22 protein-coding genes are annotated in these 26,775 nt (G+C 39.3%); 13 read left to right on the top strand and 9 right to left on the bottom strand.

Translation table 11 applies throughout. From position 1 onward, the window contains the following. Positions 1-208 precede the first annotated feature (208 nt). Genes Q0X77_RS11850 through Q0X77_RS11840 form a run of 3 tightly spaced genes read left to right on the top strand, consistent with a single transcriptional unit; the run spans position 209 to position 2,826 of the window. Positions 209-931 carry a sulfite exporter TauE/SafE family protein gene (locus Q0X77_RS11850; RefSeq protein WP_297797615.1) on the top strand — a complete coding sequence of 241 codons (723 nt, stop codon included), beginning with the start codon at positions 209-211 and terminating at the stop codon, positions 929-931. Between the two features lie 11 nt (positions 932-942). Beyond that, the gene (locus tag Q0X77_RS11845) at positions 943-1,578 is read left to right on the top strand and encodes a nitroreductase family protein (protein WP_297797608.1); all 636 of its coding nucleotides are present in this window, start codon (positions 943-945) and stop codon (positions 1,576-1,578) included. Positions 1,579-1,632: 54 nt separating this feature from the next. Further along, entirely contained in the window at positions 1,633-2,826 is a 1,194-nt protein-coding gene (locus Q0X77_RS11840; RefSeq protein WP_297797606.1) for a DegT/DnrJ/EryC1/StrS aminotransferase family protein, read from the top strand. A gap of 7 nt (positions 2,827-2,833) precedes the next feature. Here the strand turns inward: Q0X77_RS11840 and ribB are convergent, their stop codons facing one another. The 8 genes from ribB to Q0X77_RS11800 all read right to left on the bottom strand — a co-directional run bounded on the left by ribB (position 2,834) and on the right by Q0X77_RS11800 (position 12,307). Beyond that, positions 2,834-3,976: a 3,4-dihydroxy-2-butanone-4-phosphate synthase gene (ribB, locus tag Q0X77_RS11835; RefSeq protein WP_297797604.1), complete on the bottom strand. Its 1,143-nt coding sequence runs from the start codon at positions 3,974-3,976 to the stop codon at positions 2,834-2,836. After that, positions 3,973-5,469 (bottom strand): LptF/LptG family permease, encoded by a 1,497-nt coding sequence (locus Q0X77_RS11830; RefSeq protein ID WP_297797613.1) that lies wholly within the window; start codon positions 5,467-5,469, stop codon positions 3,973-3,975. Before Q0X77_RS11830 ends, ribB begins: the two co-directional genes overlap by 4 nt. 25 nt (positions 5,470-5,494) lie before the next feature. Further along, entirely contained in the window at positions 5,495-6,136 is a 642-nt protein-coding gene (locus Q0X77_RS11825) for an outer membrane lipoprotein carrier protein LolA (RefSeq protein WP_297797602.1), read from the bottom strand. Continuing rightward, on the bottom strand, positions 6,133-8,493 hold the full coding sequence (locus tag Q0X77_RS11820; RefSeq protein WP_297797600.1) for a DNA translocase FtsK: 2,361 nt from the start codon (positions 8,491-8,493) through the stop codon (positions 6,133-6,135). Before Q0X77_RS11820 ends, Q0X77_RS11825 begins: the two co-directional genes overlap by 4 nt. Before the next feature lie 62 nt (positions 8,494-8,555). Continuing rightward, complete coding sequence (locus Q0X77_RS11815) at positions 8,556-8,921, bottom strand: diacylglycerol kinase family protein (protein ID WP_297797598.1); 366 nt, start codon at positions 8,919-8,921, stop codon at positions 8,556-8,558. After that, entirely contained in the window at positions 8,914-9,420 is a 507-nt protein-coding gene (gene tpx / locus Q0X77_RS11810) for a thiol peroxidase (protein ID WP_297797596.1), read from the bottom strand. Before tpx ends, Q0X77_RS11815 begins: the two co-directional genes overlap by 8 nt. Positions 9,421-9,527: 107 nt before the next feature. Then, the gene (gene nhaC / locus Q0X77_RS11805) at positions 9,528-11,015 is read right to left on the bottom strand and encodes a Na+/H+ antiporter NhaC (protein ID WP_297797594.1); all 1,488 of its coding nucleotides are present in this window, start codon (positions 11,013-11,015) and stop codon (positions 9,528-9,530) included. 68 nt (positions 11,016-11,083) lie between these two features. Continuing rightward, entirely contained in the window at positions 11,084-12,307 is a 1,224-nt protein-coding gene (locus tag Q0X77_RS11800) for an aminotransferase class I/II-fold pyridoxal phosphate-dependent enzyme (RefSeq protein ID WP_297797592.1), read from the bottom strand. 153 nt (positions 12,308-12,460) lie between these two features. Between Q0X77_RS11800 and Q0X77_RS11795 the strand changes: the two genes are divergently transcribed. Further along, complete coding sequence (locus Q0X77_RS11795) at positions 12,461-12,922, top strand: Lrp/AsnC family transcriptional regulator (protein WP_297797590.1); 462 nt, start codon at positions 12,461-12,463, stop codon at positions 12,920-12,922. A gap of 130 nt (positions 12,923-13,052) precedes the next feature. After that, positions 13,053-14,459 carry a dihydrolipoyl dehydrogenase gene (lpdA, locus tag Q0X77_RS11790; protein WP_297797588.1) on the top strand — a complete coding sequence of 469 codons (1,407 nt, stop codon included), beginning with the start codon at positions 13,053-13,055 and terminating at the stop codon, positions 14,457-14,459. Between the two features lie 78 nt (positions 14,460-14,537). Here lpdA and Q0X77_RS11785 read toward each other — a convergent pair whose 3' ends face one another. Continuing rightward, a complete protein-coding gene (locus tag Q0X77_RS11785) occupies positions 14,538-15,722 on the bottom strand; it encodes an acyltransferase (protein WP_297797586.1) in 1,185 nt (394 codons plus the stop codon). Between the two features lie 124 nt (positions 15,723-15,846). Between Q0X77_RS11785 and Q0X77_RS11780 the strand changes: the two genes are divergently transcribed. The 8 genes from Q0X77_RS11780 (at position 15,847) to Q0X77_RS11745 (ending at position 26,474) form a co-directional block, all read left to right on the top strand. Continuing rightward, a complete protein-coding gene (locus Q0X77_RS11780) occupies positions 15,847-16,383 on the top strand; it encodes an NAD(P)H-dependent oxidoreductase (protein ID WP_297797584.1) in 537 nt (178 codons plus the stop codon). 2 nt (positions 16,384-16,385) lie between these two features. Further along, positions 16,386-17,687: an anthranilate synthase component I family protein gene (locus Q0X77_RS11775; protein WP_297797582.1), complete on the top strand. Its 1,302-nt coding sequence runs from the start codon at positions 16,386-16,388 to the stop codon at positions 17,685-17,687. A gap of 160 nt (positions 17,688-17,847) precedes the next feature. Continuing rightward, a complete protein-coding gene (gene tilS, locus Q0X77_RS11770) occupies positions 17,848-19,155 on the top strand; it encodes a tRNA lysidine(34) synthetase TilS (protein WP_297797580.1) in 1,308 nt (435 codons plus the stop codon). Next, complete coding sequence (locus tag Q0X77_RS11765; RefSeq protein ID WP_297797578.1) at positions 19,152-21,152, top strand: cytochrome c biogenesis protein CcdA; 2,001 nt, start codon at positions 19,152-19,154, stop codon at positions 21,150-21,152. Before tilS ends, Q0X77_RS11765 begins: the two co-directional genes overlap by 4 nt. Before the next feature lie 129 nt (positions 21,153-21,281). Beyond that, positions 21,282-23,681, top strand: a complete 2,400-nt coding sequence (locus Q0X77_RS11760) for a penicillin acylase family protein (protein WP_297797576.1) — start codon at positions 21,282-21,284, stop codon at positions 23,679-23,681. Positions 23,682-23,792: 111 nt separating this feature from the next. Continuing rightward, the gene (locus tag Q0X77_RS11755; protein ID WP_297797574.1) at positions 23,793-25,328 is read left to right on the top strand and encodes a YifB family Mg chelatase-like AAA ATPase; all 1,536 of its coding nucleotides are present in this window, start codon (positions 23,793-23,795) and stop codon (positions 25,326-25,328) included. Positions 25,329-25,637: 309 nt separating this feature from the next. Further along, positions 25,638-26,210 (top strand): transposase, encoded by a 573-nt coding sequence (locus tag Q0X77_RS11750; protein ID WP_297797572.1) that lies wholly within the window; start codon positions 25,638-25,640, stop codon positions 26,208-26,210. A gap of 3 nt (positions 26,211-26,213) precedes the next feature. Next, positions 26,214-26,474, top strand: coding sequence for a four helix bundle protein (locus Q0X77_RS11745; protein ID WP_297797611.1), 261 nt, complete (start codon positions 26,214-26,216; stop codon positions 26,472-26,474). The last annotated feature ends 301 nt before the right edge of the window (positions 26,475-26,775 follow it).

Raw genomic sequence — 26,775 nt, 5'->3', positions numbered from 1 at the left:
CGACCACTCTGCCATTCCTCCAAAATAATCTAAAAGGATTCCTGGTTTTCAAGATCGTGCTCCCGATAACTATCGGGACGACCACTCTGCCATTCCTCCTAAATGCGAGCGCAAATATACTAACCTTTTTTTTACCTTAAAAAGTTTGTTGACGATTTTCTTCCGCCGTTTATGGTATTATTTATTTGCCAGAACTTATTTTTGCGCCATGGAAGAATGGTATCATTATGTACTGCTCGTATTAGTTGGGTTTGTCGTAGGATTTATAAATACTGTTGCCGGAGGCGCTTCTTTAATTTCTTTGCCTTTTTTAATCTTTTTGGGATTACCGCCGAGTGTGGCTAATGGTACAAACAGAGTGGCTATTGCCATACAGACGGCAATTGGCGTTGCCGGATTTAGAAGTAAGGGCGTAACTACTTTTCCGTTTAATATCTATTTGGGAATTTCAGCACTTTTCGGTTCCATTATAGGTGCTTCCATTGCAGTAGATATTAAAGGCGAAACATTTAATAAAATACTGGCCATAATCATGCTTTTGGTGGTAATGATTATTGTATTCGAACGGCTTACCGGAAAGTATCTCTGGGTAGGTATTATAGCCTTCTTTTTTATAGGCATTTATGGGGGTTTTATCAATGCCGGGATTGGTTTCGTAATACTTTTGTTTTTGCATTATGTGAACCATATGACCCTGGTGAGAGCCAACGCCACCAAGGTGGCCGTGGTCTTTATTTATACACTATCAGCCCTGGCTGTATTTATTTATAATGATAAGGTCTTATGGGAAGTAGGATTGGTCCTGGCAATTGGGAACGGTGCAGGAGCGTGGCTATCGAGCAGAATATCGGTAGGTAAAGGGGATGGTTATGTGAAAATGTTTTTAATATTTATGGTTATACTTATGGCCGTCAAATTATGGTTTTTTTAATTTAAAGATAAATGACAGATATAATTAAGGATATGGAATGGCGTTATGCCGTAAAAAAATTTGATGCTTCCAAGGAGATTGAAGCCCCAAAACTGGACAGAATTAAAAAGGCATTTAACCTTACCGCTACTTCATATGGCTTACAACCCATAAAAATGGTTGTACTAAAGAATAAGGAACTACAAAAACAATTGGTTGACTATTCCTATGGCCAGCAACAGCTTGCCCAGGCTTCACATGTTTTGATTTTATGTATCGAAAATAAAATAGATGCAGATTATATAACTGGTTATTTTAAAAAGGTAAAGGAAATCAGGGGAACGAGTGATTCCGTTTTAGAACCTTTTAAAAATGCATTAGTTAGTGAATTTACCAAAATGGACAACAACCAAATCAGGCAATGGGCCACAAACCAGGTTTATTTGGCCATGGGAAATCTGCTTACCATTTGTGCCGCGGAACAATTAGATGCCTGTCCTATGGAAGGTTTTATTCCCAACCAATATGATGAACTATTAAATCTTAGTTCTAAAGGCCTGAGTCCGGTGCTGGTACTGCCAATAGGATATAGGGCGGAGGACGATATTTTTGCCGGATTTAAGAAGGTGAGACGCGATATGGAAAATAGTATTATTTATATATCTTAGGTGCGGATTTTGTACAAGTAAATAAAATTATAATAATTTAATTAAAACACTGTTATGCCAGGTTTTGAATTGTTTGGAGATAAGGAAAGAAATCAAGTAAAAGATGTTCTCGACTCAGGAGTGCTTATGCGATATGGGTTTGATGGTATGCGAAATGGTCACTGGAAGGCCCTGGAGCTTGAAAAGAAATTGGCAAAGCGTATGCAGACAAATCATGCGCAGTTATTGAGTAGTGGTACGGCAGCGTTGACGGTTGCCCTTGCCAGTGCAGGAATAGGGGCAGGGGATGAGGTTATCATTCCAAGTTTCACATTTGTAGCTAGTTTTGAGTCCATCCTGGCATTGGGTGCAATTCCCGTGATGGTTGATATTGATGATACCCTTACTTTGGACCCTTCTGCCGTAGAACAGGCTATTACCCCTAATACACGTGTAATAATGCCTGTACATATGTGTGGATCTATGGCCGATCTGGATGCCCTGCAAGCAATCTGCGACAAGCACAAACTTATCTTACTTGAAGATGCATGCCAGGCAATAGGAGGAACGTATAACGGCAAACCCCTGGGGAGTATCGGAGACCTGGGTTGCTTTTCCTTTGATTATGTTAAGACTATTACCTGTGGTGAAGGTGGTGCTATGATCACCAACAATGAAAACTATTACCGGAATGCGGATCATTATTCGGATCACGGGCACGATCATATTGGAAATGACCGGGGAGCAGAAAGTCACCCGTTTTTGGGCTATAATTACAGGATTTCTGAATTGAATGCAGCGGTAGGAGTTGCTCAGGTTGCCCGCCTTGATGAATTCCTTGCCATTCAAAAGAGGAATTACACCATCTTAAGAAATGCCCTGGAACCCATTGAAGGAGTGAGTTTCAGGAGAGTTCCTGAAGGTGGCGTTGAGAATTATTCATTTCTAAACTTTTATCTCCCATCAGAGGAAATAGCCGAAAGGACACACACAGCTTTTGGGAAAGAAGGGGTGGATAGTTGTTTTTACTGGTATAATAATAACTGGCATTATTATAAGAAATGGGATCATCTTAAGAATTTAGAGTCCTTGGCGCCGGTTGCAAAAGATGTCCTTGAAGGGATGCCTAATTATCCTGATGGCCATTTTAAAAAGTCGGATCACTGGATGGGCAGAACTATTTCCTGTTTGATTAAACTGGGATGGAATGAGGAGGTAATGGCAGAAAGGGCGGCGTTAATGGCCTCAATAATAAAAAAGCAATTATAAATTCTATTTAGTAGGGTGAATATGCTACTATTTCCAAGCCATAGCCAACAATTCCAACTCGTTTGGCCTGGTCGCTATTGGTCATAAGGCGCATCTTTGTAATATTTAAATCGTGCAGGATTTGTGCTCCAATACCAAAATCACGGGTATCCATTTCTATTTTGGGAGCCTTAATTATACCATTTTTCTGATTTTCCTCAAGCCCTTTTAGACGTTTGAGCAGATTAAAGGACTGGCTCTGTTGATTTATAAATACGATGGCTCCTTTACCTGCTTCGTTAAGCGCCTTAAACATGTCATCTAATTTCTTATCTGCATTGTGCGTAAGAGTACCCAAAATATCATTATTTACCAGTGTGGAGTTAATCCTTGTAAGTACGGGATCGTCCAGCTTCCATTTACCTTTGGTTAGCGCAAGATGAACCTGTTCATTAGTCGTTTGCTGATAGGCATGTAATGTAAAATGTCCGAAACGGGTTTCTACTTCAAATTCCTCTCTTTTAACTATTAGGCTGTCATGACGCATTCTGTAGGCTACCAGGTCTTCAATGGAAACAAGTTTGAGATCAAACTTTCGCGCTACTTCCACCAGGTGGGGAAGGCGGGCCATTGTGCCATCTTCATTCAGAATCTCAACGAGGATCCCGGCAGGTTCAAAACCGGCCAGACGGGCAAAATCTACTGCAGCTTCAGTATGACCTGTTCTTCTTAGAACTCCTCCATTTTTTGCTCGTAATGGAAAGATATGCCCTGGTCTTCCCAAATCATGCGGTTTTGTGTTCGTATCCACAAGGGCCATAATAGTCTTAGCCCTGTCCTGTACCGATATTCCTGTGGTACAACCATGTCCTATTAAATCTACTGATACGGTAAATTGCGTATGATGTAAGACGGTATTGTTCTCTACCATCATTGACAGATCCAGATCTTTACAGCGTTCTTCGGTAAGAGGAGCGCATATAAGGCCACGCCCATGCTTAGACATAAAGTTTATCATTTCTGGCGTTACGGCTTCCGCAGCTGCAATAAAATCGCCTTCATTCTCCCGATTTTCATCATCTACGACTATAACTACTTTCCCGTTGCGAATATCTTCAATAGCCTCTTCAATAGTATTTAATTGAATTTTATCTTCCATAGTTGCAATCATGATGCTATAACTTTATTTTTCTTTCTGAAACCTCTAAAAAATTCCTTTACTTTTTCAATACCATGACCAAAATCCATTAGCCCTCTATCTGCTGTGGCTCTTTTGGTCAAATATACGCCCAAAGGTAACATTATTAGCGTAGAAAGCCATGCTCCCAATATGGGGTGAATGTTTCCCTCTTTGGCATAGTTACCTGCAAAAACGCCTATAAAATAGTAGGTTAAAAAAAGAACAATAGCTATTACCATAGGTAAACCCAATCCTCCTTTGCGGATAATTGCGCCAAGCGGTGCACCCACAAAAAATAAAATTATGCATGAAAGTGCCAATGCAAATTTCTTGTGTAAAGATAAGATATGCATATTGTATATCTTATATCGTCTTTGTATTTCTTCTTTTTTACCAAGTACTGAATTCAGGATATTGGAAACGGAATTCTTCGCCGTACTCATAATTTGAATTTGCTGATATTCCTGGTACAGATCCATTAGGTTTTCTACGGGGGTGGTATCTTTTTTCTTAAGGAGCTTTTTCCTGTATTTAGCGTTTATCAATGCAGTATCCGAGCTTTTTTTGAAGGTTTTTTGCGCAGGCAGCGAATCGGGCTTTGTCAGCGGAAGAAAAGCACCCATTCTATTGGTAATGTTTTTGGAAAATGCGGTTACCACTTTTACATTATTTTCCTTTAATGAATCTATATCTTTATTAAGTCTGGCGACATTCTTCATTTTATCAGTTCGTACATTACGTTCTTCTTCCAAATCCTGAACGTTGTCAGGAACTTCAATATTTATTGTATACGTCTCAAAATTGGCCTTTGCAAAAGGAGAATTGTCTTTACCCGATCCACTTTTTGGGGTTATTTCTTCATAATAATGCCCGTCACTGAGGACCAGTTGTATAATCCCTGATCCTTCCTGGCTTTTTAACTCGCCTCCTGTGGCTTTTATTACTGTATTATTTTTCTCAAGGTTTGTTTTCCTATGAATAACTACATCGCTAAGATATCTGTCGTTATCCCCATACTTTTCATCTACCTTGATATTATAACCTTCTACGTCGCTAAACACCCCTTCAACCACAGCAGCTGCCGGTTTTACCGTGGCTATATTTCGCCTGAGATTATATATTTTTTGTTCCGAAGCCGGAATTACGCTATTGGCAAAGTAAAAAGCTACTCCCCCCAGGATGATCATTAATATGACAAGAGGCAGCATAGCTCGTTGCAGAGAAATCCCGGATGCTTTCATTGCCGCAAATTCATAGTTTTCTGCGAAAGTTCCGAAAGTTAAGATAGAGGAAAGTAATACTGTGAGCGGTAAAACCTTTTCAGTCAGGTTAGGCAATAAGTAAAACAGGAATTTCCCTATAATTATGATGTCCAGGCCTTTACCTGCCAAATCATCTATAAAGAGCCATATGGTCTGAAAGATGAAGATAAACATCAATATCAGGAACGAACTAAAAAAATTATAAAGAAATCGCTTTAAAATATAACTATCTAATATGCGCAATGGACTAGTTTCTTATAATGTAGTACCCTTCTTCCTTGTACTTATTTTCATCAAATGTAAATAAGGTTTTTGATAATTGCTGATCAGTTTTAAAAGAATTAACAGTAATTGTAGTAACTGTACCGTTCTTACCGTTTTCAATAAGTTTGTAGATGTGTTTAGTTTCGGCATCTATACCCAGGAGAATAGACGTAATCTCAGAATTCGTATCTATAGGCACAAGTTTTACAAACTGGATTTTTCTACCCTGAACATTTTGCAAAATATCCCATGTATAGGTATGCCCTTTTTTGTAAAAAGTAAGCATTTTAGATGGGGTTACCGTATTTTCTTCTTCAGATTTATCTTCGATTGTAACCTCTTCATTTTCCGGAACAACAGTATACACCTTGTTACCGTCATATAGTTGTTGGGCGCCTAAATAATTCAATAAATACTTCTCGCCCTGTAAGGTTACATCCCCCCGGGTGTCCTGGTTTATATCGGCCTCTGAATTTTGCAATGAAAATTTAAAATTAACTTCAATATTTTCATAACTGCTTACTTTGGCATAGACTTCATCCAGGAGGGCTTTCGCTTTATCTGAAGATTGTGCATGAGCAACTGCCGATAAAATTAATGTCGCTATAAGTATTGAATATTTCATTTTTGATTTATTTCATTATTTAATAACTGGTCCAATGCGTAAATATCAGAAACAAGTACCTGCCTTGCCTTACTTCCCTCAAATGGCCCGACAATTCCAGCTGCTTCCAGCTGATCTATAATCCGGCCAGCGCGATTATATCCCAGTTTTAGTTTTCGCTGTATAAGTGATGCCGAACCTTGTTGTGCATTCACAATTACTTCCGCGGCCTCCCTAAACATAGCATCCCTGTCTGAAATATCATAATCAATACCTGTGCCAGTTTCATCGCCAACATATTCTGGTAACAAATGTGCTTCCGGATATGCCCGTTGAGATCCGATGAATTCCGTAATTTTTGCTACCTCGGGAGTGTCAACAAAGGCACATTGAAGCCTTGTAATATCATTACCTTGTGTAAAAAGCATATCGCCCCTTCCAATTAATTGATCTGCTCCCTGGGTATCTAAAATAGTTCTTGAATCTATTTTTGAAGTTACCCTAAACGCAAGCCTTGCCGGGAAATTTGCTTTAATTAAACCCGTAATAACATTTACCGAGGGTCTTTGCGTTGCAATAACCAAATGAATACCAATGGCCCTGGCCAACTGTGCCAGCCTTGCTATTGGAGTTTCAACTTCTTTACCGGCAGACATAATTAAATCGGCAAACTCGTCTATAACCAATACAATATAAGGTAAAAATTTATGGCCTTCATTCGGATTTAGTTTTCTTGCCTTGAATTTTACATTGTATTCTTTAATATTTCTAACCATGGCCAGCTTAAGCAACTCGTAGCGGTTGTCCATTTCTATGCACATGGAATTTAAGGTGTGAATGACCTTGGTATTATCAGTTATTATTGCCTCTTCCGAATCGGGAAGTTTTGCTAAATAGTGCCTTTCTATTTTGTTGTAAAGCGTAAGTTCTACCTTCTTTGGGTCAACAAGGATGAATTTTACTTCTGCTGGATGTTTTTTGTATAGCAAGGAGGTCAAAACAGCATTTAAGCCCACAGACTTACCCTGTCCGGTTGCACCGGCCATAAGTAAATGAGGCATTTTCGCTAAATCCACCACGAAGGTTTCATTACTGATAGTCTTGCCAAAGGCAATGGGCAATTCCATTTCGGCCTTTTGAAATTTACTGGAAGCAATAACCGAACGCATGGAAACAACCGAAGGATTTTTATTTGGTACTTCAATTCCTATGGTTCCTTTACCGGGTATTGGAGCTATAATCCGAATCCCCAAAGCTGCCAGCGAAAGTGCAATATCATCTTCTAAATTTTTAATTTTAGAAATACGCACTCCTGCAACGGGCACAATTTCGTACAAGGTTACAGTTGGTCCAATTGTAGCCTTTATTTGGGCAATACCAATTTTATAGTTTTTTAAAGTCTCAACTATCTTGTTTTTATTTTCTTCAAGCTCTTCCTGATTAATGGTTATACCCCCCGATGCCCCATGCTGGTCTAACAAGTCAAGATGTGGAAATTTATATTTTGCCAGCTCCAGGGTGGGATCAAATTCACCAAAATCTTCAACCAATTTTTCAGAAAGTAAGTCCTTTTCCTCTTTTTCTTCCGTAATTTTTTCTACTTCCATCTCAATGGAATCTTCCTTCACGGTATCTTTCGGAGTAATTATAGTATCCTCTGCCTTGTTTATTTCGGTATCCAATGGTGGAATATCCTCTTTATGCGTATAGGTATCAATGACGATAGGTTCCTCTTTATCAATATCTACCAAGATCTCTCCACCACTATTTTGAAATTCTGTAGCCAGGGATTTGGATTTTCGTTTAAAAAAGGCTGCCAGGCCGTCAGGAGTGAACTTAAACAGCCGCACAAGAATAACAGTGAGTCCAAATAATAAAATCAATAATACGCCGATCTTGCCGGTATAATCCTGCAAAAAATCATTCATCTCATAACCTATTAAACCTCCTAATAAAGGTCTGTCTATTGCAAAAAAACCAAGTGTAATGGAGGTCCATATGATAAATACAAGTCCCCAAATCCATTTGCCCAACAAGCCTTTTTTTTCAAGGCTAAGAAAAAGGTAAAGCCCGGTGATGCATAACAATACCGGAAAAATAAAAGAGGCTACCCCAAATCCGCGGTACATAAAGAAATGGCTGACGCTAGCTCCGAATTTATTGAGCAAATTGGTGGCCTGCTCATTCCTGTCCCCAAATTCTGTCAGAACACTTTGGTCATCCTGCCAGGAGAAATAATAAGAGATAAATGAGAAAAAGAGGGCAATACTGAGAAGCACCAAAAGGCTACCCAGTATTATTTTATTTTGTTTGGACAACTTAAAAGAAAAACCTTTTTTAGAAGAAGCGGGCTTTGACTTTTTTCTTTTCTTCGCCATTGAATCATCTATTCTTTGGGGTAAAAATACAAATTTACACAGGAAGGGCTAACTTCAAGTGATTAAATAATTTTTGGCACATAGATGATAAGTCCAACTATGGAAGCTGCTAAAGAAACCAACATTACGGCTCCTGCAGATATGTCTTTGATAAACCCTATTTTTTGATCGTATTCAGGCTGCACATAATCAGACATTTTTTCAACAGCCGTATTAAGTCCCTCAATCCCAAGAACCAGACCGATTGCAAGTATTTGTACAATCCACTCCGCATTGGATATCCCAAAATAAAATCCGGCTACGGTCATTATGGCCGCAATCACCACCTGGATTTGTATACTACTCTCTGTACGCACCAGGAGCCAGGCTCCCTTAAAAGCATATCCAATGCTTCTAATTCGGTTAACGAAAATATTTTCTTCAGGCATCCATTAAAGCTTCAAGCGCGGCCTTGTAATTGGGTTCATCTACTGTTTCTGAAACCTGTTCTGTATAACTAACATTTCCTGCTTCATCAACTACCACTACAGAACGGGAAAGCAATGGTTGCAATGGACCATCAGTAAACGTCACTCCATATGCTTCACCAAATTTACCATCTTTAAAGTCTGATAACATAACTACATTATCAATTCCTTCAGCGCCGCAAAATCTGGCTTGTGCAAATGGCAAATCCTTTGAGATACAAAGCACTACAGTATTATCTAGTTCAGCTGCTTCGGTATTAAACTGCCTGACCGATTGAGCGCATGTACCTGTATCAATACTGGGAAAAATATTAAGTACAACCTTCTTACCGCCAAAGTCCGACAGCGAAGCCGAAGACAGATCATTTTTTACCAGTGTAAAACCAGGTGCTTTACCACCCACTGGAGGTAAGTTTCCTGAGGTTTGAAGGGGGTTTCCTTTGAGTGTAACTGTAGCCATTATTTTATTTTTAAAATTTTGTGTGAAATTAAAAAATAAATGACGGAAATAATAGCTAAAGAGTCTAAAAGTTGGTATTCCCGATATTAAAATTCTCGTTTGACTACCTAAGGGGCTTTAGCTGAAGTAAGCTGTTTTATTTTGATACCCAGAGCAGCGAAGGTCAATGTTGTAATCGGGCTTAACCAATTAAATATTGCATACAGAAAATAGTCCGCAACGCTCACGCCCAGAACTCCACTGTGATAAGCGCCACAGGTGTTCCAGGGGATAAGTACAGAAGTCACCGTACCCGAATCTTCCAAAGTCCTGCTTAAGTTTTCCGGAGCGAGGCCTTTATCTTCATAGGCCTTTGCAAACATTTTCCCGGGAACCACAATTGCCAGATACTGATCAGACGCAGTTACATTTAATGCAAGACAGCTACCTACAGTACTTGCAAACAGGCCAAAGCTGGTTTTGGCCAGGCTTAAAAGCGATTTCGTAATTCTTGATAAAGCACCTATGCCATCCATAATGCCTCCAAAAACCATGGCACATACTATGAGCCAAATGGTGCCTAACATCCCTGCCATGCCTTTGGCAGAAAAAAGATCGTTAAGTGCCGGGTTATCCGTTGCAATTGTGGTCTTGACCGTAATGGCTTTTAATATTCCTTTATATCCTGTTTCAAAATCTAATTCTTCGGCCCCAGTAATACCTGCAACAATCTCAGGCTGAAACCACAAGGCAAATACACCACCCAGTAATGTGCCGATAAGGAGTGCCAATAGGGGAGGGGCCTTTTTTACAATCATAAAAATCACGGCCAAGGGAACAAGGAACAGCCATCCGTTTATCGTAAATGTAGCATCAATGGAATTAAGAATAGATTCCGTGTCGGCTACTCCGGTAGTATCTAAATTCAGTCCAATTATTATGAAAACTAAAAGGGTAATGGTAATTGTTGGGATAGTGGTATAAGTCATATACCTGATATGATCAAATAATTCACCACCGGCCATGGCAGGAGCCAGATTGGTGGTGTCGCTAAGGGGAGACATCTTATCTCCGAAATATGCTCCGGATAATACAGCACCTGCGGTCATCCCCAATGAAATACCCAGGGCATCACCAATTCCTATAAGTGCAATTCCCACAGTAGCGGCGGTAGTCCAGCTACTGCCTGTCGCAATTGAAATTATTGCACAAATAACAACGCAGGCCCCAAGAAAGATGGTAGGATTAAGGATTTGAAGGCCGTAATAGATCATAGCCGGTATGATACCGCTTATGAGCCAGGTACCTGCAAGGGCCCCTACCATAAGTAGTATTAAAAGTGCACCTGTCGTAGACCGCACATTTTCGGCTACTTCGGCCAACATCTGTTTGTAAGTAACTTTGTTAAAAAAGCCAACTACTGCGGCTACTGCTCCACCCATAAGGAGTATAAACTGATTGGAACCCCCAATGGCGTCATCTCCAAAAACATAAACATTGTAGGCAAGCATGCCAACAAGTGCAAAAACCGGGATTAGGGCTTCCCAGATATTAAGCTCTACATTATCAACAATATGTTCATCTTCTCTATACGCATTGGATTTTTTTGCAGCCATTGGTTCAGTTTAGTTAGCTCGTAATATTACGATTTTGACTACTGTTCTGCAAAAAAATAAAATAGGTGTTAAGTAAAACTGGGGACCTTATTGTTTAGGATTCCTAATTGATGCATACATTCCTTCATTAATTTATAAGTCCTCTGAATATCATTATCAAGACCTATAGAAAAGCGCACAAGACCATCTGATAACCCCATCTCTTCTTGTTCTTCTAATGGTATTTCTGATGAGGTAGATGTTCCGGGGGCACTAAATAGCGTCTTGTAGAACCCAAGACTAACAGCAAGATACCCCAGATTTTTTTTCTGCATTAATTCCATCAGGTCATTGGCATTTTTAAGGCACCCGACATCTATAGTCATTATTCCTCCAAAACCATATTCTTCTACCATTTGCGCTTTCATAGTATGGTGTCCTGGATGTGATTCAAGCCCCGGGTATACCACCCTAAGCCCATCTTTTTCGAATTTTTTTGCCAGATAAAGCGCATTTTCACTATGCTTCTTCATTCGTATATGCAAAGTCCTCATATTTTTTAAGATAAATGAAGCCCTTAGGCTATCAAGGGTACTACCCAGAAGCATTCCGGCCCCATCGTGTACATCCTTTAAGCTCAGGCAAAAATCCTTTTTACCACAAACTGCGCCTGCTACACTGTCGCTGGTTCCATTAATAAATTTGGTCAGGCTGTGAATAACAATATCCGCTCCTAGTTTGCCCGGAGCAATTGATAAAGGCGAAAAAGTATTGTCAACAATTAGTGGAATAGTGTATTTCTTACCCAATTTTGAGAGTGATTTAATATCGGCAACTTCCAACAGCGGGTTACTTACAGATTCGCAGAATATCATTTTGGTATTCGGCTTTATTGCCTTTTCAACGAGTTCAGGTTTTGTAATATCTACAAAAGAGGTTTTAATATTGAACTTTTTAAGAAAATTCTTCATGAAGGCATAGGTGCCTCCATAGATAGTACGACTACTAATTATGTGATCACCAGAATTACATAATTGCAGAATAACAGCTGTAATTGCACCCATACCGCTAGCTGTTACATTGGCTGTTTCTGTGCCTTCCAGCGCTGCAAGCGCTTCTCCCAGATATAGATTGGAAGGGGAAGAGTGGCGGCTGTACAAATAGCAGCCCTCGGTATTGCCCTCAAAGGTGTCGAACATTGTTTTGGCAGAAAGAAAAGTATACGTTGATGAATCTGATATCGAAGGATTTACACCTCCAAATTCCCCAAAATTGTGCAATTCCTGAATTTTGTCTGTCGCTTTATGTTTCATAGTACTAACATTTTATTAGTATAAAATTACGATCAAATAGAATGAAAAACAATAAATATGAATATAAGCAGAAAATAAAACTATTAATTAACATATAAATAGAATAAATAATTAAATTTACAAGGAATTACTTAAGTTAAACGTAAATTAATCATGGTAAAAATAGACGATAAAGACAGGGAATTAGTGGCTCTCCTTCAATCGGATAGCAAATGGACCACCAAAGAATATGCAAACCGACTTGGACTTTCTACGACTGCAGTATACGAGCGAATAAAGCGTTTGGAAAAAACAGGTGTAATTACCAATTACGTGGCCTTGGTAGATCGAAATAAAGTCAACAAAGCTTTTATGGTGCTTTGCCATGTAAAACTCATACAGCACAAAAAGGAATATGTACTGCAGTTTGAGCGTGAGGTGGTCCGGTTGGAAGAAGTTTCGGAATGTTATCATATTAGTGGAGATTATGATTATATCCTAAAAGTCAATGTGAGTGATATGGATACGTACAGAGAATTCATGGTCACCAAACTAACAGCCATAAAGAATATTGGGAGCACCCAGAGTTCCTTTGTAATAAATGAAGTTAAATATAGTACAGCAGTACATTTTTGATGAAATATTTACCAGTGTTTTTTTAGAACTACCAGTCTTATGTCTTAACCAAAAACATTTGTACTTTTGTGAACTGAATTCCTGGAATTCCTGGTATAATACAAATCCTTCTGTTTAAATAAAATAGACTATGAATCAATATGATGTGGCCATAATTGGCTCTGGCCCGGGCGGGTATGTTGCTGCTATTCGCTGCGCACAATTGGGCATGAAAACTGCCCTAATTGAGAAATATTCAACCTTGGGTGGCACCTGCCTCAATGTGGGTTGTATCCCATCAAAGGCCTTGTTGGACTCCAGCCATCACTATGAGGAAGCTATTAAACATTTTGAAGAACATGGGATAGAAATTCCCGGAGAGATCAAGGTCAACCTCGAAAAGATGATTGGCCGCAAACAAGCTGTGGTAGATCAAACTACCAAAGGGATACAGTTTTTAATGGATAAAAATAAAATTGATGTTTATGAAGGGATTGGAAGTTTTGAAGATGCTACCCATATCGCAGTAACACCGGCCAAGGGCAAGAAGCAGACTTTAGAAGCTAAAAATATAATTATCGCTACTGGTTCTAAACCTTCGACTTTACCTTTTATTAAACTGGATAAGGAACGGATAATTACCTCTACTGAAGCGTTGAAATTGAAAGAGATTCCTTCACATATGATCATAATAGGAGGTGGTGTGATCGGATTGGAATTAGGTCAGGTATACAAACGCCTGGGATCAGAAGTTACAGTGGTGGAGTTTATGGATAGAATTATTCCGGGGATGGATGCCGCACTTTCCAAAGAACTTTTAAAAGTTCTAAAGAAGCAGAAAATAAAATTCCTGCTCTCCCATAAAGTGAAATCTGTTGACCGTAATGCAAAGGTGGTTACCATTAAGGCGGACAATAAAAAAGGGGAAGAAGTGGTCTTAAAAGGAGATTATTGTCTTGTATCCGTAGGGCGAAGTCCATATACGGATGGATTAAATGCCGAAGCCGCAGGAGTAATTTTAGACGATGCGGGCAGGGTAGAGGTAAACCATAATTTGCAGACCAATATTTCAAATATCTATGCCATTGGGGATGTGGTTAAGGGAGCCATGCTGGCTCATAAGGCCGAAGAGGAAGGAACCATGGTAGCGGAGCTAATTGCAGGTCAAAAACCGCATATAGATTATAATTTAATTCCCGGGGTTGTATATACCTGGCCCGAAGTCGCATCTGTAGGCAAAACTGAGGAAGAATTAAAAGAAGCTGGAGTAGATTATAAATCGGGTCAATTTCCAATGCGGGCCCTTGGCAGATCAAGAGCGAGTATGGATATTGATGGATTTGTAAAAATCCTTGCAGATAAGAACACAGACGAAGTCCTGGGCGTACATATGATCGGTGCCCGATGTGCTGATTTGATAGCCGAGGCAGTGACTGCAATGGAATTCAGGGCTTCAGCAGAGGATATTTCGCGAATGAGTCATGCACATCCAACCTATGCCGAGGCAGTGAAGGAAGCCGCTTTAGCCGCTACCGATGACAGGGCCTTGCATATCTAGAAAATTTCCTGAAAATGTAGAAAAATGATCGCTTTCTGGTTAAATGATTAGGAAGGCAGGCAATAGTAGGGGCTTATTTTAGCCTTTTGCGAAACCAATTATTCTGAGCAGCCTGTAATAGTTTATTTTAACTAATCTATAGGCAAAAGCCGCCCATGGCTGCAAATTGCTTTTTATTTCCTGAAGTCCGGTGGCTATACTTTCATTGATAGCTTTTTCATTTTTAGCATAAAACAAGGACAGATAGGAACATATAAACATAAAAGCTATGGCTGAAGGAATTAAAATTGAAGGGGCTAAGGATTGATAAAAGAAGCGATATAGCCCTAGTCCTGTAAAGCTGCCATAGAGAATAACAAAATGGATAACGTAGATAGAAAGTGTGTTCTGGCCAATTTTCAAGACGGTCCTGCTTGTTATGAACTGTCGGAAAAGCATAAAAACCGCAAAGGCAATAAGTACATCCCCCAATCTGATAAACAAATAATTGTTGCTGGCAACAGCTTCGAATAATTGAATTCCTGTTACCGAAGAAATAGCTAAAAAGAAATCTGATGAATAAAAAATAATTAAAGCACCCATTAGTGCCGAAATACTAATGGCTGCCGGATAGAGGGATCGGGAATTTTTATATTCAGTAAACAAAATAGAGAAAAAACCTCCTATAGCTGTGTATCCAAACCATGGAATTATCGTAAATACCGATCCATTGGCCCTGGTAAAATAATTGGCAATGGCATCCGGCAGGATAGTAAAGGTCCATTTAGAATATACAGGCTCAAAACAAAACAACAAACAGCTGCTAATCAGCAATAATAATGGTAAGACATACTTTTTACGCCTATAGGTAAGCAAATAGAAACCAATAATTCCCAGGATAGATAAACCAATAATATGCAAGACGTCTACAAGGAAGAAAGAGGGATATAATTCTCCTTCAAATATACCGAATACATTCAAACGCAACAGATAACCAATGAGCAAAAGTTGAATACCGCGTTTTATCCCTTTTTTTATTCTTGGATTGTCAAAACCTTTCTCCGGAACACGGATTAACAGATAGGTGAAAATAAAACCGGAAACTGTAAAAAACACGGGGGCGGTAATACCTCTGAAATATTTCCAAACGCTGAATACCAGACTATCCGGGTCCCTGAAAGCATTTTCCAGCAAGCCATCCACAAAATGACCCTGCAGCATCATTAAGATGGCCCAGGCCCTCATGGCGTCTATAAAAAATAATCTTGCAGTTTTATTTCCCATGCTATTTCACTACCCTATATACTTGTTTAACAAGGTGTTTGGATGTTTAAAAATGCAAAATTAGATAAAATACTCGGTATTCAATCTTAATTGGGGTATTTTCGTCAACTTAAAAATATGCACTATGTCATCTATAATCGCATTTGCAGGGAGTAATTCTTCAACTTCTATTAACTTCAAATTAGTTCAATATACCGCTGGATTATTAGAGGGGAAAGAGGTTCAACTTTTAAATATGGCAAATTATCCATTTCCTATGTATAGTGAGGATCATGAGAAAGAGAAGGGTTTTTCTAATTCACTGGTGGAATTGCGTAACGATCTAATGAACGCTAAAGGGGTAATTATTTCTGTAAATGAGCACAATAGCAGCCCATCGGCTTATTTTAAGAATGTTCTGGATTGGTTGTCCCGTTTAGAGAGAAATTTTTTGGAAAATACGGAAGTACTGCTTATGTCCACTTCGCCCGGAAAACGGGGTGCAATGGGATCTTTAGAAATAATAGAAAAAGCTTTACCAAGGTTTGGAGCTCATGTCAGTGCCACTTTTTCATTGCCTTCGTTTTATGAAAATTTTGATATGGAGCAGGGAATCACTGATGCTGAACTGGCGGAGAAACATCAGCTTGCCCTTAGCGAATTTTTAGCTGCAATCGGATAGTTTTGCGAACTAAGGCTTCTTTCCGGCTTGATGATATTACCGGATTTAAATCGAGTCTTTTGCTTTGGGCAAAGCAATTTACAGAAATTGTCTGGCTAGATAGTAATGATAACAAGGATCAATACGGCACCTATGATTCTCTTTTGGCTGTTGACGCCCTTACAAGTTTAACTACGGATTACCAGAATGCTTTTGATGATCTCAGAGCATATCAGGAATCTGCAAATGATTGGCTATTTGGCTATTTATCCTATGATTTAAAAAATGATATAGAAGACCTTGCTTCAGAAAACACAGATAGCCTCGACTTCGCGGACCTTAGTTTTTTTCAACCAAAAAAGTTAATTACGATTCATGGAAATTCGGCAGAATTCATATACCTGAATATGGTTTCTGAAGAAATTGAAGCTGATTTCAATGAAATAATATCCTCAAATTACCTGAATGAAGCCCCTAATCCCTTTACGGACTCGCCTGTAAAGATTAGTATGCGGATTTTTAAAGACCATTATTTTCAACAGGTGAATGAAATGCTAAAAAAGATTCATCGCGGGGATATTTATGAGGCAAATTTCTGTCAGGAATTTTTTGCGGAAAATACTTCTATCGATCCGGAAAAAACGTATCAAAAATTAAACTCAATTTCCAAAACACCCTTTGCTGCTTATCTCAGGATGCAGGAAAACTATTTGCTTTCGGCTTCTCCGGAGCGTTATTTAAAGAAAATGGGTGAAAAAGTAATTTCGCAACCTATTAAAGGAACAGCCAGAAGATCTGCAGACATCAAGGAAGACGAAGCCCTTAAACATAGCCTCGGACAGGATATAAAAGAACGTTCAGAGAACATTATGATTGTGGATCTGGTGCGTAATGATCTTTCAAAAAGCGCGTTGAAGGGTAGCGTCCATGTAGCAGAACTTTGTAAAATATATACCTTTAAACAAGTACATCAAATGATATCCACGATAGAAGCGAGGGTGTCAAAAGACAAAAGTGCGGTGGAACTACTACGGGAAACTTTTCCAATGGGAAGTATGACAGGTGCACCAAAGGTGTCTGCAATGAAGATTATAGAGGAATTGGAAGCTTCAAAACGGGGACTATACAGTGGAGCGGTAGGTTATTTTACCCCTGAAGGAGATTTTGATTTTAACGTTGTTATCCGCAGTATTCTTTATAACGCTAAGGAAAAGTATGTTTCTTTTTCTGTTGGTAGTGCAATAACCGCTAAGGCTTCTCCGGAAAATGAATATCAGGAATGCCTTCTGAAAGCAAAAGCAATGCGTGAAGTATTGGAAGGTTAGATGGGCCTACTATCAGGAATAATTGCATTATAGTGTGCTTTACCGAAAGACCAACTGATAATTTACCCCGGGAACTTAGTACGGCGAAAGAGTTTGTCCTGTATTTAACCGATAGCAATAAAAGATTGGAGAGGGCAGCAACTTTGATTAATTTTGTCTAGTGTTTAACCAGTTTAAATATCATGTCCTTAGCAATTTTCCACATCTTCTGGAAAAGAAATTTCTAATTGCCTGCAGCGGGGGGTTGGACAGCGTGGTCCTTACGCACCTTTGTTGGAAAAACAAAATGGATTTTGCCATTGCGCATTGTAATTTCCAACTGAGGGGTGTGGAAAGTGATATGGATGCTTTTTTTGTAGAAGATTTAGCAAGAAAGATAAACAAAAAAATATTTATAAAAGACTTTGATACAATTAATTATATTAATCAAAATAAAGTTTCACTTCAATTAGGTGCACGGGAATTGCGATACCGTTGGTTTGATGAATTAATGAAGGCTAATAAGGTCAAAACCTTGGTTACCGCGCATCAGGCAGACGATAACCTTGAGACTTTTATCATTAACCTATCCCGTGGAACCGGCCTTAAAGGATTAACAGGGATACCGGCAAAAACGACTGGCATAAGCAGGCCATTGCTTATTTTTTCCAGGGCTCAGATTTTGGAATATGCAGAAGATAACAGTTTAAGCTGGCGGGAAGATCAAAGTAATCTTGAAACTAAATATTTAAGAAATAAGATTCGGTATAGAGTTATTCCCAGATTAAAAGAGCTACATCCGGGGTTTCTGAACAATTTTGAGAACACACGCAAAAACCTTGAAGAGAGCGCCGGTCTCTTAGCCGACTATGTTGCCGACCTCAGGAAAAATCTTTTTGAGCAGGAAGGGGATGTTATTAAAGTATCCGTGAATTCCTTGTTAGGATTTAAACCGTTAAAGCCTTACATGCATGCACTGTTCCATCCTTATGGGTTCAGAGAGTGGAATGATGTGGTCAATTTGTTATCTGCTCAAAGTGGGAAAGAAATTCGTTCACATTCTCACAGGCTTATTAAGGGAAGAGCATATTTGTTTTTACAACCCCTGTCTTCTTCAAGCGCAATAGAATATGAGCTAGAGGCTGTACCGGGTATGGTTACAGAACCTTTAAAAATGAAGATCGAAGAAGTGGACAGCATAGGCGAACATTCCAAAAAGATACTATATGTAGATAAAGAAACGTTAAATCATAAATTGAACATCAGAAATTGGCAAAAAGGGGATTACTTTTATCCCTTTGGGATGAAAGGCAAAAAAAAGGTCTCCAAATTTTTTAAAGACCAAAAAATGAATCTTATTTCCAAGGAGAAACAATGGTTTTTATGCTCAGGCGATGCTATTGTATGGATTATTGGCAGAAGAGCTGATGATAGGTTCAGAGTGACACCGGAGACTAAAAACATTTTAAAATTCACGGTTACAGAATGAGGTATTTCATTTTATTTTCTCTATTACTATCCAATTTGTTCATAGGATATGGACAGGACGACGAGAACCCTGTGCTATGGTCCCATGAAATCAATAAAATTTCCGAGTCGGACTATGAATTGATTTTCAAAGGTAAAATAGCAGAAGGCTGGCACGTCTATTCTCAATATACCAACGAAGGCGGATCTTTGCCCAGTGAGTTTACTTTCCACGGGAACGGCACAGATTATCAATTAGAAGGTAAAACTTCAGAAAGTGAGACTATTACGGAATACAGTGAAATTTTTGAGGTGGATGAAGTATTTTTTAAGAAGAATGCGGTATTTACACAACGCATAAAACTTATAAATCCGTCCTTAACTCAAATAAATGTAGAACTTTTCTATCAGGTATGTAAAGAAGTTTGCATAACTAAAGAACATATATTCAGAATTGCCCTCAACGGTGAGGGGATTGTTATTGAAGACCAAAACATTGATGAAAGAAGCCTCGCCATGAGTTCTTCATTAAAACTCAATTTAAAAAACAAAGAACGACTTCAAAGTGATGATCAAAAAAACCTTAAATCCGGATCGGGTTTATGGGTGGTTTTCGGCCTGGGTTTTTTAGGTGGTCTCATCGCGTTATTGACCCCATGTGTATTTCCGATGATCCCGCTCACAGTTTCTTATTTTACAAAGCATTCCAAAAATAAATCAACAGGTATTTTTGAAGCTTCTTTATATGGATTTTTTATAGTGTTGATCTATTTCCTGCTTAGTTTACCTTTCCATATCTTCGATTCGGTAGATCCACAGATCCTCAATACCATTGCTACAAATATTTGGCTGAACATTGGATTTTTTGTAGTGTTTGTATTTTTTGCCTTCTCTTTTTTCGGTTATTATGAACTTACATTGCCCAGTTCATGGTCTAGTAAAATGGATAATATTTCGTCCAAGGTTGGAGGTGGGTTTGGTATTTTCTTTATGGCTGTAACCTTAGCCATTGTGTCATTCTCCTGTACCGGACCAATTTTGGGGGGGCTACTAGGAGGTACCACACTTGCAGAGGGTGATGTAGCATACAATCTTTCCGCAGGGATGCTGGGTTTTGGTGTAGCCCTGGCTTTGCCATTTACATTATTTGCCCTTTTTCCTTCAATGCTAAATGCGTTACCTAAATCGGGCGGTTGGATGAATACCGTGAAGGTCGTTCTGGGATTTCTGGAATTGGCCCTGGCTTTTAAATTTTTATCCAATGCGGACTTGGTAGGCAATTGGGGTTTCCTGAAAAGAGAGATCTTCCTTGGAATTTGGATTCTTTTGTTTTTTCTAATGACATTGTATTTATTTGGAGTTTTAAAATTTCCTCATGAAGGTCCAAGACGAAAATTGCCTATGGCACGTCTTACAGCAGGTGTGATATCAGCAGCTTTTACGCTTTATTTAATCTTGGGTGTTCTAAATATTACCAATCTTAAATTTCTAAGCGGATTTCCTCCTCCCGATTTTTATTCCGTAGTTGAAAAAGACAATAATTGTCCGCTTGGACTAAATTGTTTTAAGGATTTTGAACAAGGGATGGCCTATGCTCAGAAAGAAAACAAACCCGTTTTATTGGATTTTACCGGATATGCCTGTGTGAACTGCAGAAAAATGGAAGAAAACGTATGGAGCGAACCTGATATTTTTGAAATACTCGATGAGGATTATGTATTGATTTCCCTCTATATTGACGACAGGAAGTCGTTGCCGGAAGACGAAAAATTTGACTATAAATTTGACTCCGGCCGGGTAAAAAATATCGGAACCATAGGGGAGAAATGGGGTACATTTCAAACACTTAACTTCGGTGCAGCATCGCAGCCCTATTATGTTTTACTTTCACCGGATCTGGAAGTTTTGAATTCTTCAATACAAAATGCCGATAGTGAGGCCTATAAGAATTGGCTGGAAGAAGGCCTTATTAACTTTGATGCCGGCAACAAAGGAGAATTGAGCAGCACAATACGTTAGTTAATTGCAAATTTGTATTTGCGTTTATCATGGCCCATTAGATTATGATAGGCCAATAGGAATAAAAAATGACACTAATAATTCAGGCAGACGTGTATTTTTTTATCTTTAAGCCTCAAATCGCTACTCTTGAAGAAAATTAAAAAGATCTCCCTGATTATTCTGGCATTAATAGGTATACTATTACTCTCCGGATTTATTTTTGTACAAAGCCTGCAACCCGACTATGAAGGTGAAAAACAGTTAGTGCATTTAACTAATGAGGTGAGTGTGTACTATGACACCTATGGGATCCCCCATATTTATGGTGAAACCGAAGAAGATGCAATTAGGGTACTGGGCTATGTACATGCACAGGACAGGCTTTGGCAGATGGAATTGCTAAGGAGGGTAGCCAGGGGAGGGTTGTCCGAAGTTTTTGGTTCTAAATTAGTGTCAACCGATAAATTCTTCCTTTCACTTGGTATTGACGATGCTACCACTAAGACGGTTCAACAACTGAATCCGGACAGCGAAACAGTTAGGTATACCAAGGCGTACCTGGATGGAGTTAACCAGTTTATTGAAAGCGGACCCACCCCGATTGAATTCTATCTGACGGGAATAGATAAGGAACCATTTGGTCTCAGGGATGTTTTTAATTCTGTGGGCTATATGGCATTTAGTTTTGCCATGGCTCATAAATCTGATCCCTTGCTAAGCGAAATCAAGGATAAACTAGGTCCGGAATATCTAATTGATCTTGAAGTAAATGTGAATGAAAATACAGAATGGATAAGAAATTATAATTCCCCCAATCCCAGGTCAACAGAAGGAAAACTAATTGCTTCAATTTCCAACGCGCTGGACAATTTACCCATACCTCAACTGGAAGGCAGTAATAGCTGGGTAATAGCGCCTTCAAAAACCAGGGCGGGCAAGGTTATTCTTGCTAATGACCCGCACATTGGATTTGCACAACCTTCTGTATGGTATGAGGCGCATGTGATGACCCCTGAATATGAGAAATATGGATATCATATGGCCGGTATCCCATTTCCTATCTTAGGTCATGATCGAACTTTGGCATACGGGGTTACCATGTTTGAAAACGATGATATAGATTTTTATTATGAGGAAAACCATCCATCAGATAGTACCAAGTATAAGACCAAAGATGGTTGGGAGAGTTATGAGGTGATAACGAAAAATATCCTTGTTAAAGATAGTGCAGATGTAACTTTAACATTGAGAAAAACGCATCATGGACCGGTCCTTAACGGAATTGCGGACCAGATAAATGGTGAGAAGCCGGTTAGTATGTCCTGGATTTACACCAAAATGGATAATAAGGTGATGGATGCCCTCTATGCCATGAGCCATGCCGCAGATATCGGTGAGTTTCAAGAAGCTTTACCGGATATACATGCTCCGGGATTGAATATCATGTATGGGGATAAAGAAGGTAATGTAGCCTGGTGGGCCACTGCTAAATTATATCAAATGCCCGATAGTGCGCAAACGAAACTAATTATGGAAGGAAGTTCTGGTGCCTATGAACCTATGAGGTATTTGGATTTTGCAGAGAACCCAATGGCTGTCAATCCTCCCTGGAACTATGTTTACTCTGCCAACAATCAACCCGACTCAATTGTGGGGATGCAATATCCCGGTTATTATTTACCCGAGAATAGGGCAAAGCGCATTGTAAAGCTATTGGATGAAAATGACGCATGGGACAAAAAAACGGTAATGGATATGATAACGGATGGGACTTCTTCTGTAAATCCTGAAATTATCAGAAACCTGGCTAAATTTGTTGCTGTAAAAGAGCTCAGCGAACAGGATATCAACCTGCTTGATCAACTTAATGCATGGAACGGGGATTCCGGTTTAAAAAGTACGGAAGCCACAATTTTTCACAAATGGATCTATTTTTTTCTTAAAAATACCTTCGAAGATGAATTGGGTCCGGATCTTTTCAAACAATTTTTAGCGACCCATTTTCATAAAAGGCTGATAGCCCCAATGGCTCAAAAAGAAATTTCGGTCTGGTGGGATAATAGTACAACGGAAGATATCATTGAACAAAAAAACGATATTGTTCACGGTTCTTTTGTGATGGCCCTGGAATCTTTAAGAGAGGAATACGGGGAGAACAGCTCAGAATGGACATGGGGAACTGTGCATACCCTTGAGCACGGACATCCAATCGGACAGATTGAAATGTTGCGTTCTTTCTTTAATGTAGGTCCTTTTCCTGTGGCCGGAACAAGGGAAGTAATTAACAATATGTATTTCCCTTATACCCCGGATGGTAAACATAAAGTGAGTTCCGGACCCTCTACAAGGCGGGTAATAGACTTTTCAGATATTGAAAACAGTGTTAGTATACTACCAACTGGCCAGTCTGGTAATCCGTTTAGCCCTCATTATAGAGACCAGGCACCATTGTTCAATAACAACGAATTCAGGAAAATGCTCATGAACAAAGAGGAAATCATGGCTACCTCCAAATCCATGCTCAGTTTTCTCCCTGGGGAAAACTAATTTTACCGTTTTGTATCGCCTTCTTACTTTTTCAAAAACTGTAGTGCTTATGCAGTGAAGTGGTTTATCTATGTTATAATTACTCAATAGTCACCGCATAGATAGAGAAGCATGCTTTCAAAAGTGTATGGTAGTGCCGTTTTCGGAGTGGAAGCAACCACCATAGCAGTAGAGGTTAATGTGGACAGAGGAATTGGCTATCATTTGGTGGGTCTGCCGGATAATGCCATCAGGGAAAGTAATTTTAGAATTGCGGCTGCCTTGCTCAACAATGGTTACAAAATACCGGGAAAAAAAATCACCATCAATATGGCTCCGGCCGATTTAAGAAAAGAAGGTTCGGCATATGACCTTACCCTCGCCCTGGGTATACTTGTTGCTTCTGGCCAGATTATGGCAGAAGAATTGGAACGATATGTTATTATGGGCGAACTATCGCTTGATGGCAGCCTGCAGCCCATTAAAGGGGCACTGCCCATTGCTTTGAAGGCTAGGGAAGAAGGCTTTAAAGGGTTTATCCTCCCTGTGGAAAACTCAAGGGAGGCTGCTATAGTAGCCGGTCTGGAAGTATATGGCGTGGAAAAGATCGCCGAAGTAATCAACTACTTTAACCAGGGAGAATGCCTTGATCCTACTAAAGTAGATATACGGGATGCGTTTTATAAGAACCTTGATTTCCCCGAATATGATTTTTCGGATGTTAAGGGACAGGAAAGTATTAAACGCTGCATGGAAATAGCAGCAGCCGGGGGTCATAATATTATATTGATTGGTCCACCGGGAGCTGGTAAAACCATGCTGGCAAAACGATTACCTTCTATACTACCACCAATGACCCTGCAGGAAGCATTGGAAACCACTAAAATCCATAGTGTGGTAGGTAAGATCAAGAATAGTGGATTAATGTGTCAGCGTCCTTTTAGAAGCCCTCACCATACTATTTCGGATGTAGCCCTGGTGGGAGGTGGTGCTTATCCGCAACCGGGTGAAATATCACTTTCCCATAACGGAGTGTTGTTTCTGGATGAATTACCGGAATTCAAAAGGGGAGTACTAGAGGTAATGCGACAACCTTTGGAAGATAGGGAAGTGACTATTTCACGGGCACGTTTTACGGTTACCTATCCAAGTAGTTTTATGCTGGTAGCCAGTATGAACCCCAGTCCATCAGGGTTTTTTAATGATCCGGATGCACCGGTAACTTCAACTCCCGCTGAAATGCAGCGTTATTTAGGTAAGATCTCAGGGCCTTTATTGGATCGGATAGATATCCATATAGAAGTTACCCCGGTACCTTTTGAAAAACTATCAGATGAACGCAAAGGGGAGGGGAGTATTGCCATACGTAAACGGGTAACTGAAGCGCGAGAAATACAAACCCAACGTTTTGAAGGCCTGGAAACTGTACACTACAACGCTCAGATGAATACCAAACAGATCAGGGAGCATTGCAGCTTAGATTCTGCATCTCTGAATCTTTTAAAAAATGCCATGGAACGCTTAAACCTATCTGCCAGGGCCTATGACAGGATTCTGAAAGTGGCAAGGACCATTGCCGATTTGGAAAATACCACAGCGATTTCAGGAAACCATATCAGCGAAGCCATCCAGTATAGATCATTGGACAGAGAGGGGTGGTTGGGATAGTGTAAGTACGAGGGACGAAATTAGAAGTACGAAAGTTGAAATATGAGAAATGAAATATGAAGTACGAATTTTAGGGTACAGTATTTAGCACTGTAATTAAAATAGAACAATGCAAGATCTTAAATTAAGAACTCAAAGATTTGCGATTGACTGCTGGAATTTGTGCAAAAATATTCCAAAATCGCGAGAATTTAATGCATTTGCTGGCGCGAGCGTCACGCTCGTGCTAATAACAATTCATTTTCTGGAGCGAGCATCATGCTCATGACTATAACTATCACAAAATTATATTTTATAAGATCATCAATTATGAGTAGAAAATACAAATTCAAAAATCCAACTGCAGCCTATTTTGTAAGCTTTGCAACAGTTTATTGGATAGATGTATTTACCAGGCAAGTCTATTTTTCAATTTTGGAGGAAAGTATTACATTTTGTCGAGAAGAAAAGGGCATGGAGGTGTTTGCATATTGTTTCATGCCTAGTCATGTTCATATGATATTTCGATCTGATTATGAGGACCCTTCGGGATTGCTAAGGGATTTTAAAGGGTTTACCGCCAGAAAAATCATAAAAGCCATACAAGTAAACGTACAAGAAAGTAGAAAGGATTGGTTACTGAGGATGATGAAAAGTGCTGGTAGTAAAAATAGTAATGTAAATAAAATACAGTTTTGGCAGCAGCACAATAAACCGATAGAAATTTGGAGCAATAAGGTTTTAAAACAAAAGATTAATTATATACATAACAATCCTGTAAAACAGGGTTTCGTGACGAACCCGGTTGAATGGAAATACAGTAGTGCAAGAAATTATGCAGATGATGAAACTGTACTTAAAATAGACAATAAAGGGATGCACTTGGGCATGATGGATCTTTGAAAGATTAAACCCAGTAACCAGTATTTTGGTTACGAGCGTGACGCTCACGCCAGCAGGGCGAAGTCAACAGCAGATTTTATAAATAAACTTAAAATTGTAGAGGAAGAAGCAGACGAAGCTATTTATTGGCTGGAGTTATTTAAAGAAGTGCTCATACCTAATCCCAGAGAAATAAAACCGTTAAATAAGGAAGCAAATGAAGTATTGGCTATTATTGTAACTTCCATAAAAACAGCAAGAAAAAATAAAGCAAGAAACCGATAAATACATCTTGAAAGGCTGAAGTGAGAAGTTTGAAGAGCGAAGTAAGACCTTCTAACCTCATTTCTCCAACCGCATACTTCCAACCCTGTTCGTCCAACCTCATCCTTCGTACTTCTTAACTCATACTTCTTAACTCATACTTCCAACTTCATACCTCCATCATCGTAATTGCCTAAAGATTTTGGATGGAGCAATAGGCACCTTTGGATGATAAATGTCATATTATGTTAGAATTTTAGGACCTACTTTTATCTTATGGGCTTGAATGGGTTTGTGCTGCGGGTGCTCCATATTTAAATGC

This window comes from uncultured Eudoraea sp. (assembly GCF_947258925.1).
Lineage (GTDB): Bacteria > Bacteroidota > Bacteroidia > Flavobacteriales > Flavobacteriaceae > Eudoraea.
The sequence above is the reverse complement of the archived record's forward strand: the minus strand, read 5'-3'. Positions and strand labels throughout refer to the sequence as shown.

Bases quoted from the DNA above. Each gene is read 5' to 3' on its own strand.
- Q0X77_RS11850 (WP_297797615.1), top strand. From the start codon at position 209: ATGGAAGAATGGTATCATTATGTACTGCTCGTATTAGTTGGGTTTGTC.
- Q0X77_RS11845 (WP_297797608.1), top strand. From the start codon at position 943: ATGACAGATATAATTAAGGATATGGAATGGCGTTATGCCGTAAAAAAA.
- Q0X77_RS11840 (WP_297797606.1), top strand. From the start codon at position 1,633: ATGCCAGGTTTTGAATTGTTTGGAGATAAGGAAAGAAATCAAGTAAAA.
- ribB (WP_297797604.1), bottom strand. From the start codon at position 3,976: ATGATTGCAACTATGGAAGATAAAATTCAATTAAATACTATTGAAGAG.
- Q0X77_RS11825 (WP_297797602.1), bottom strand. From the start codon at position 6,136: ATGAAATATTCAATACTTATAGCGACATTAATTTTATCGGCAGTTGCT.
- Q0X77_RS11820 (WP_297797600.1), bottom strand. From the start codon at position 8,493: ATGGCGAAGAAAAGAAAAAAGTCAAAGCCCGCTTCTTCTAAAAAAGGT.
- Q0X77_RS11815 (WP_297797598.1), bottom strand. From the start codon at position 8,921: ATGCCTGAAGAAAATATTTTCGTTAACCGAATTAGAAGCATTGGATAT.
- tpx (WP_297797596.1), bottom strand. From the start codon at position 9,420: ATGGCTACAGTTACACTCAAAGGAAACCCCCTTCAAACCTCAGGAAAC.
- nhaC (WP_297797594.1), bottom strand. From the start codon at position 11,015: ATGGCTGCAAAAAAATCCAATGCGTATAGAGAAGATGAACATATTGTT.
- Q0X77_RS11800 (WP_297797592.1), bottom strand. From the start codon at position 12,307: ATGAAACATAAAGCGACAGACAAAATTCAGGAATTGCACAATTTTGGG.
- Q0X77_RS11795 (WP_297797590.1), top strand. From the start codon at position 12,461: ATGGTAAAAATAGACGATAAAGACAGGGAATTAGTGGCTCTCCTTCAA.
- lpdA (WP_297797588.1), top strand. From the start codon at position 13,053: ATGAATCAATATGATGTGGCCATAATTGGCTCTGGCCCGGGCGGGTAT.
- Q0X77_RS11785 (WP_297797586.1), bottom strand. From the start codon at position 15,722: ATGGGAAATAAAACTGCAAGATTATTTTTTATAGACGCCATGAGGGCC.
- Q0X77_RS11780 (WP_297797584.1), top strand. From the start codon at position 15,847: ATGTCATCTATAATCGCATTTGCAGGGAGTAATTCTTCAACTTCTATT.
- Q0X77_RS11765 (WP_297797578.1), top strand. From the start codon at position 19,152: ATGAGGTATTTCATTTTATTTTCTCTATTACTATCCAATTTGTTCATA.
- Q0X77_RS11755 (WP_297797574.1), top strand. From the start codon at position 23,793: ATGCTTTCAAAAGTGTATGGTAGTGCCGTTTTCGGAGTGGAAGCAACC.
- Q0X77_RS11750 (WP_297797572.1), top strand. From the start codon at position 25,638: ATGAGTAGAAAATACAAATTCAAAAATCCAACTGCAGCCTATTTTGTA.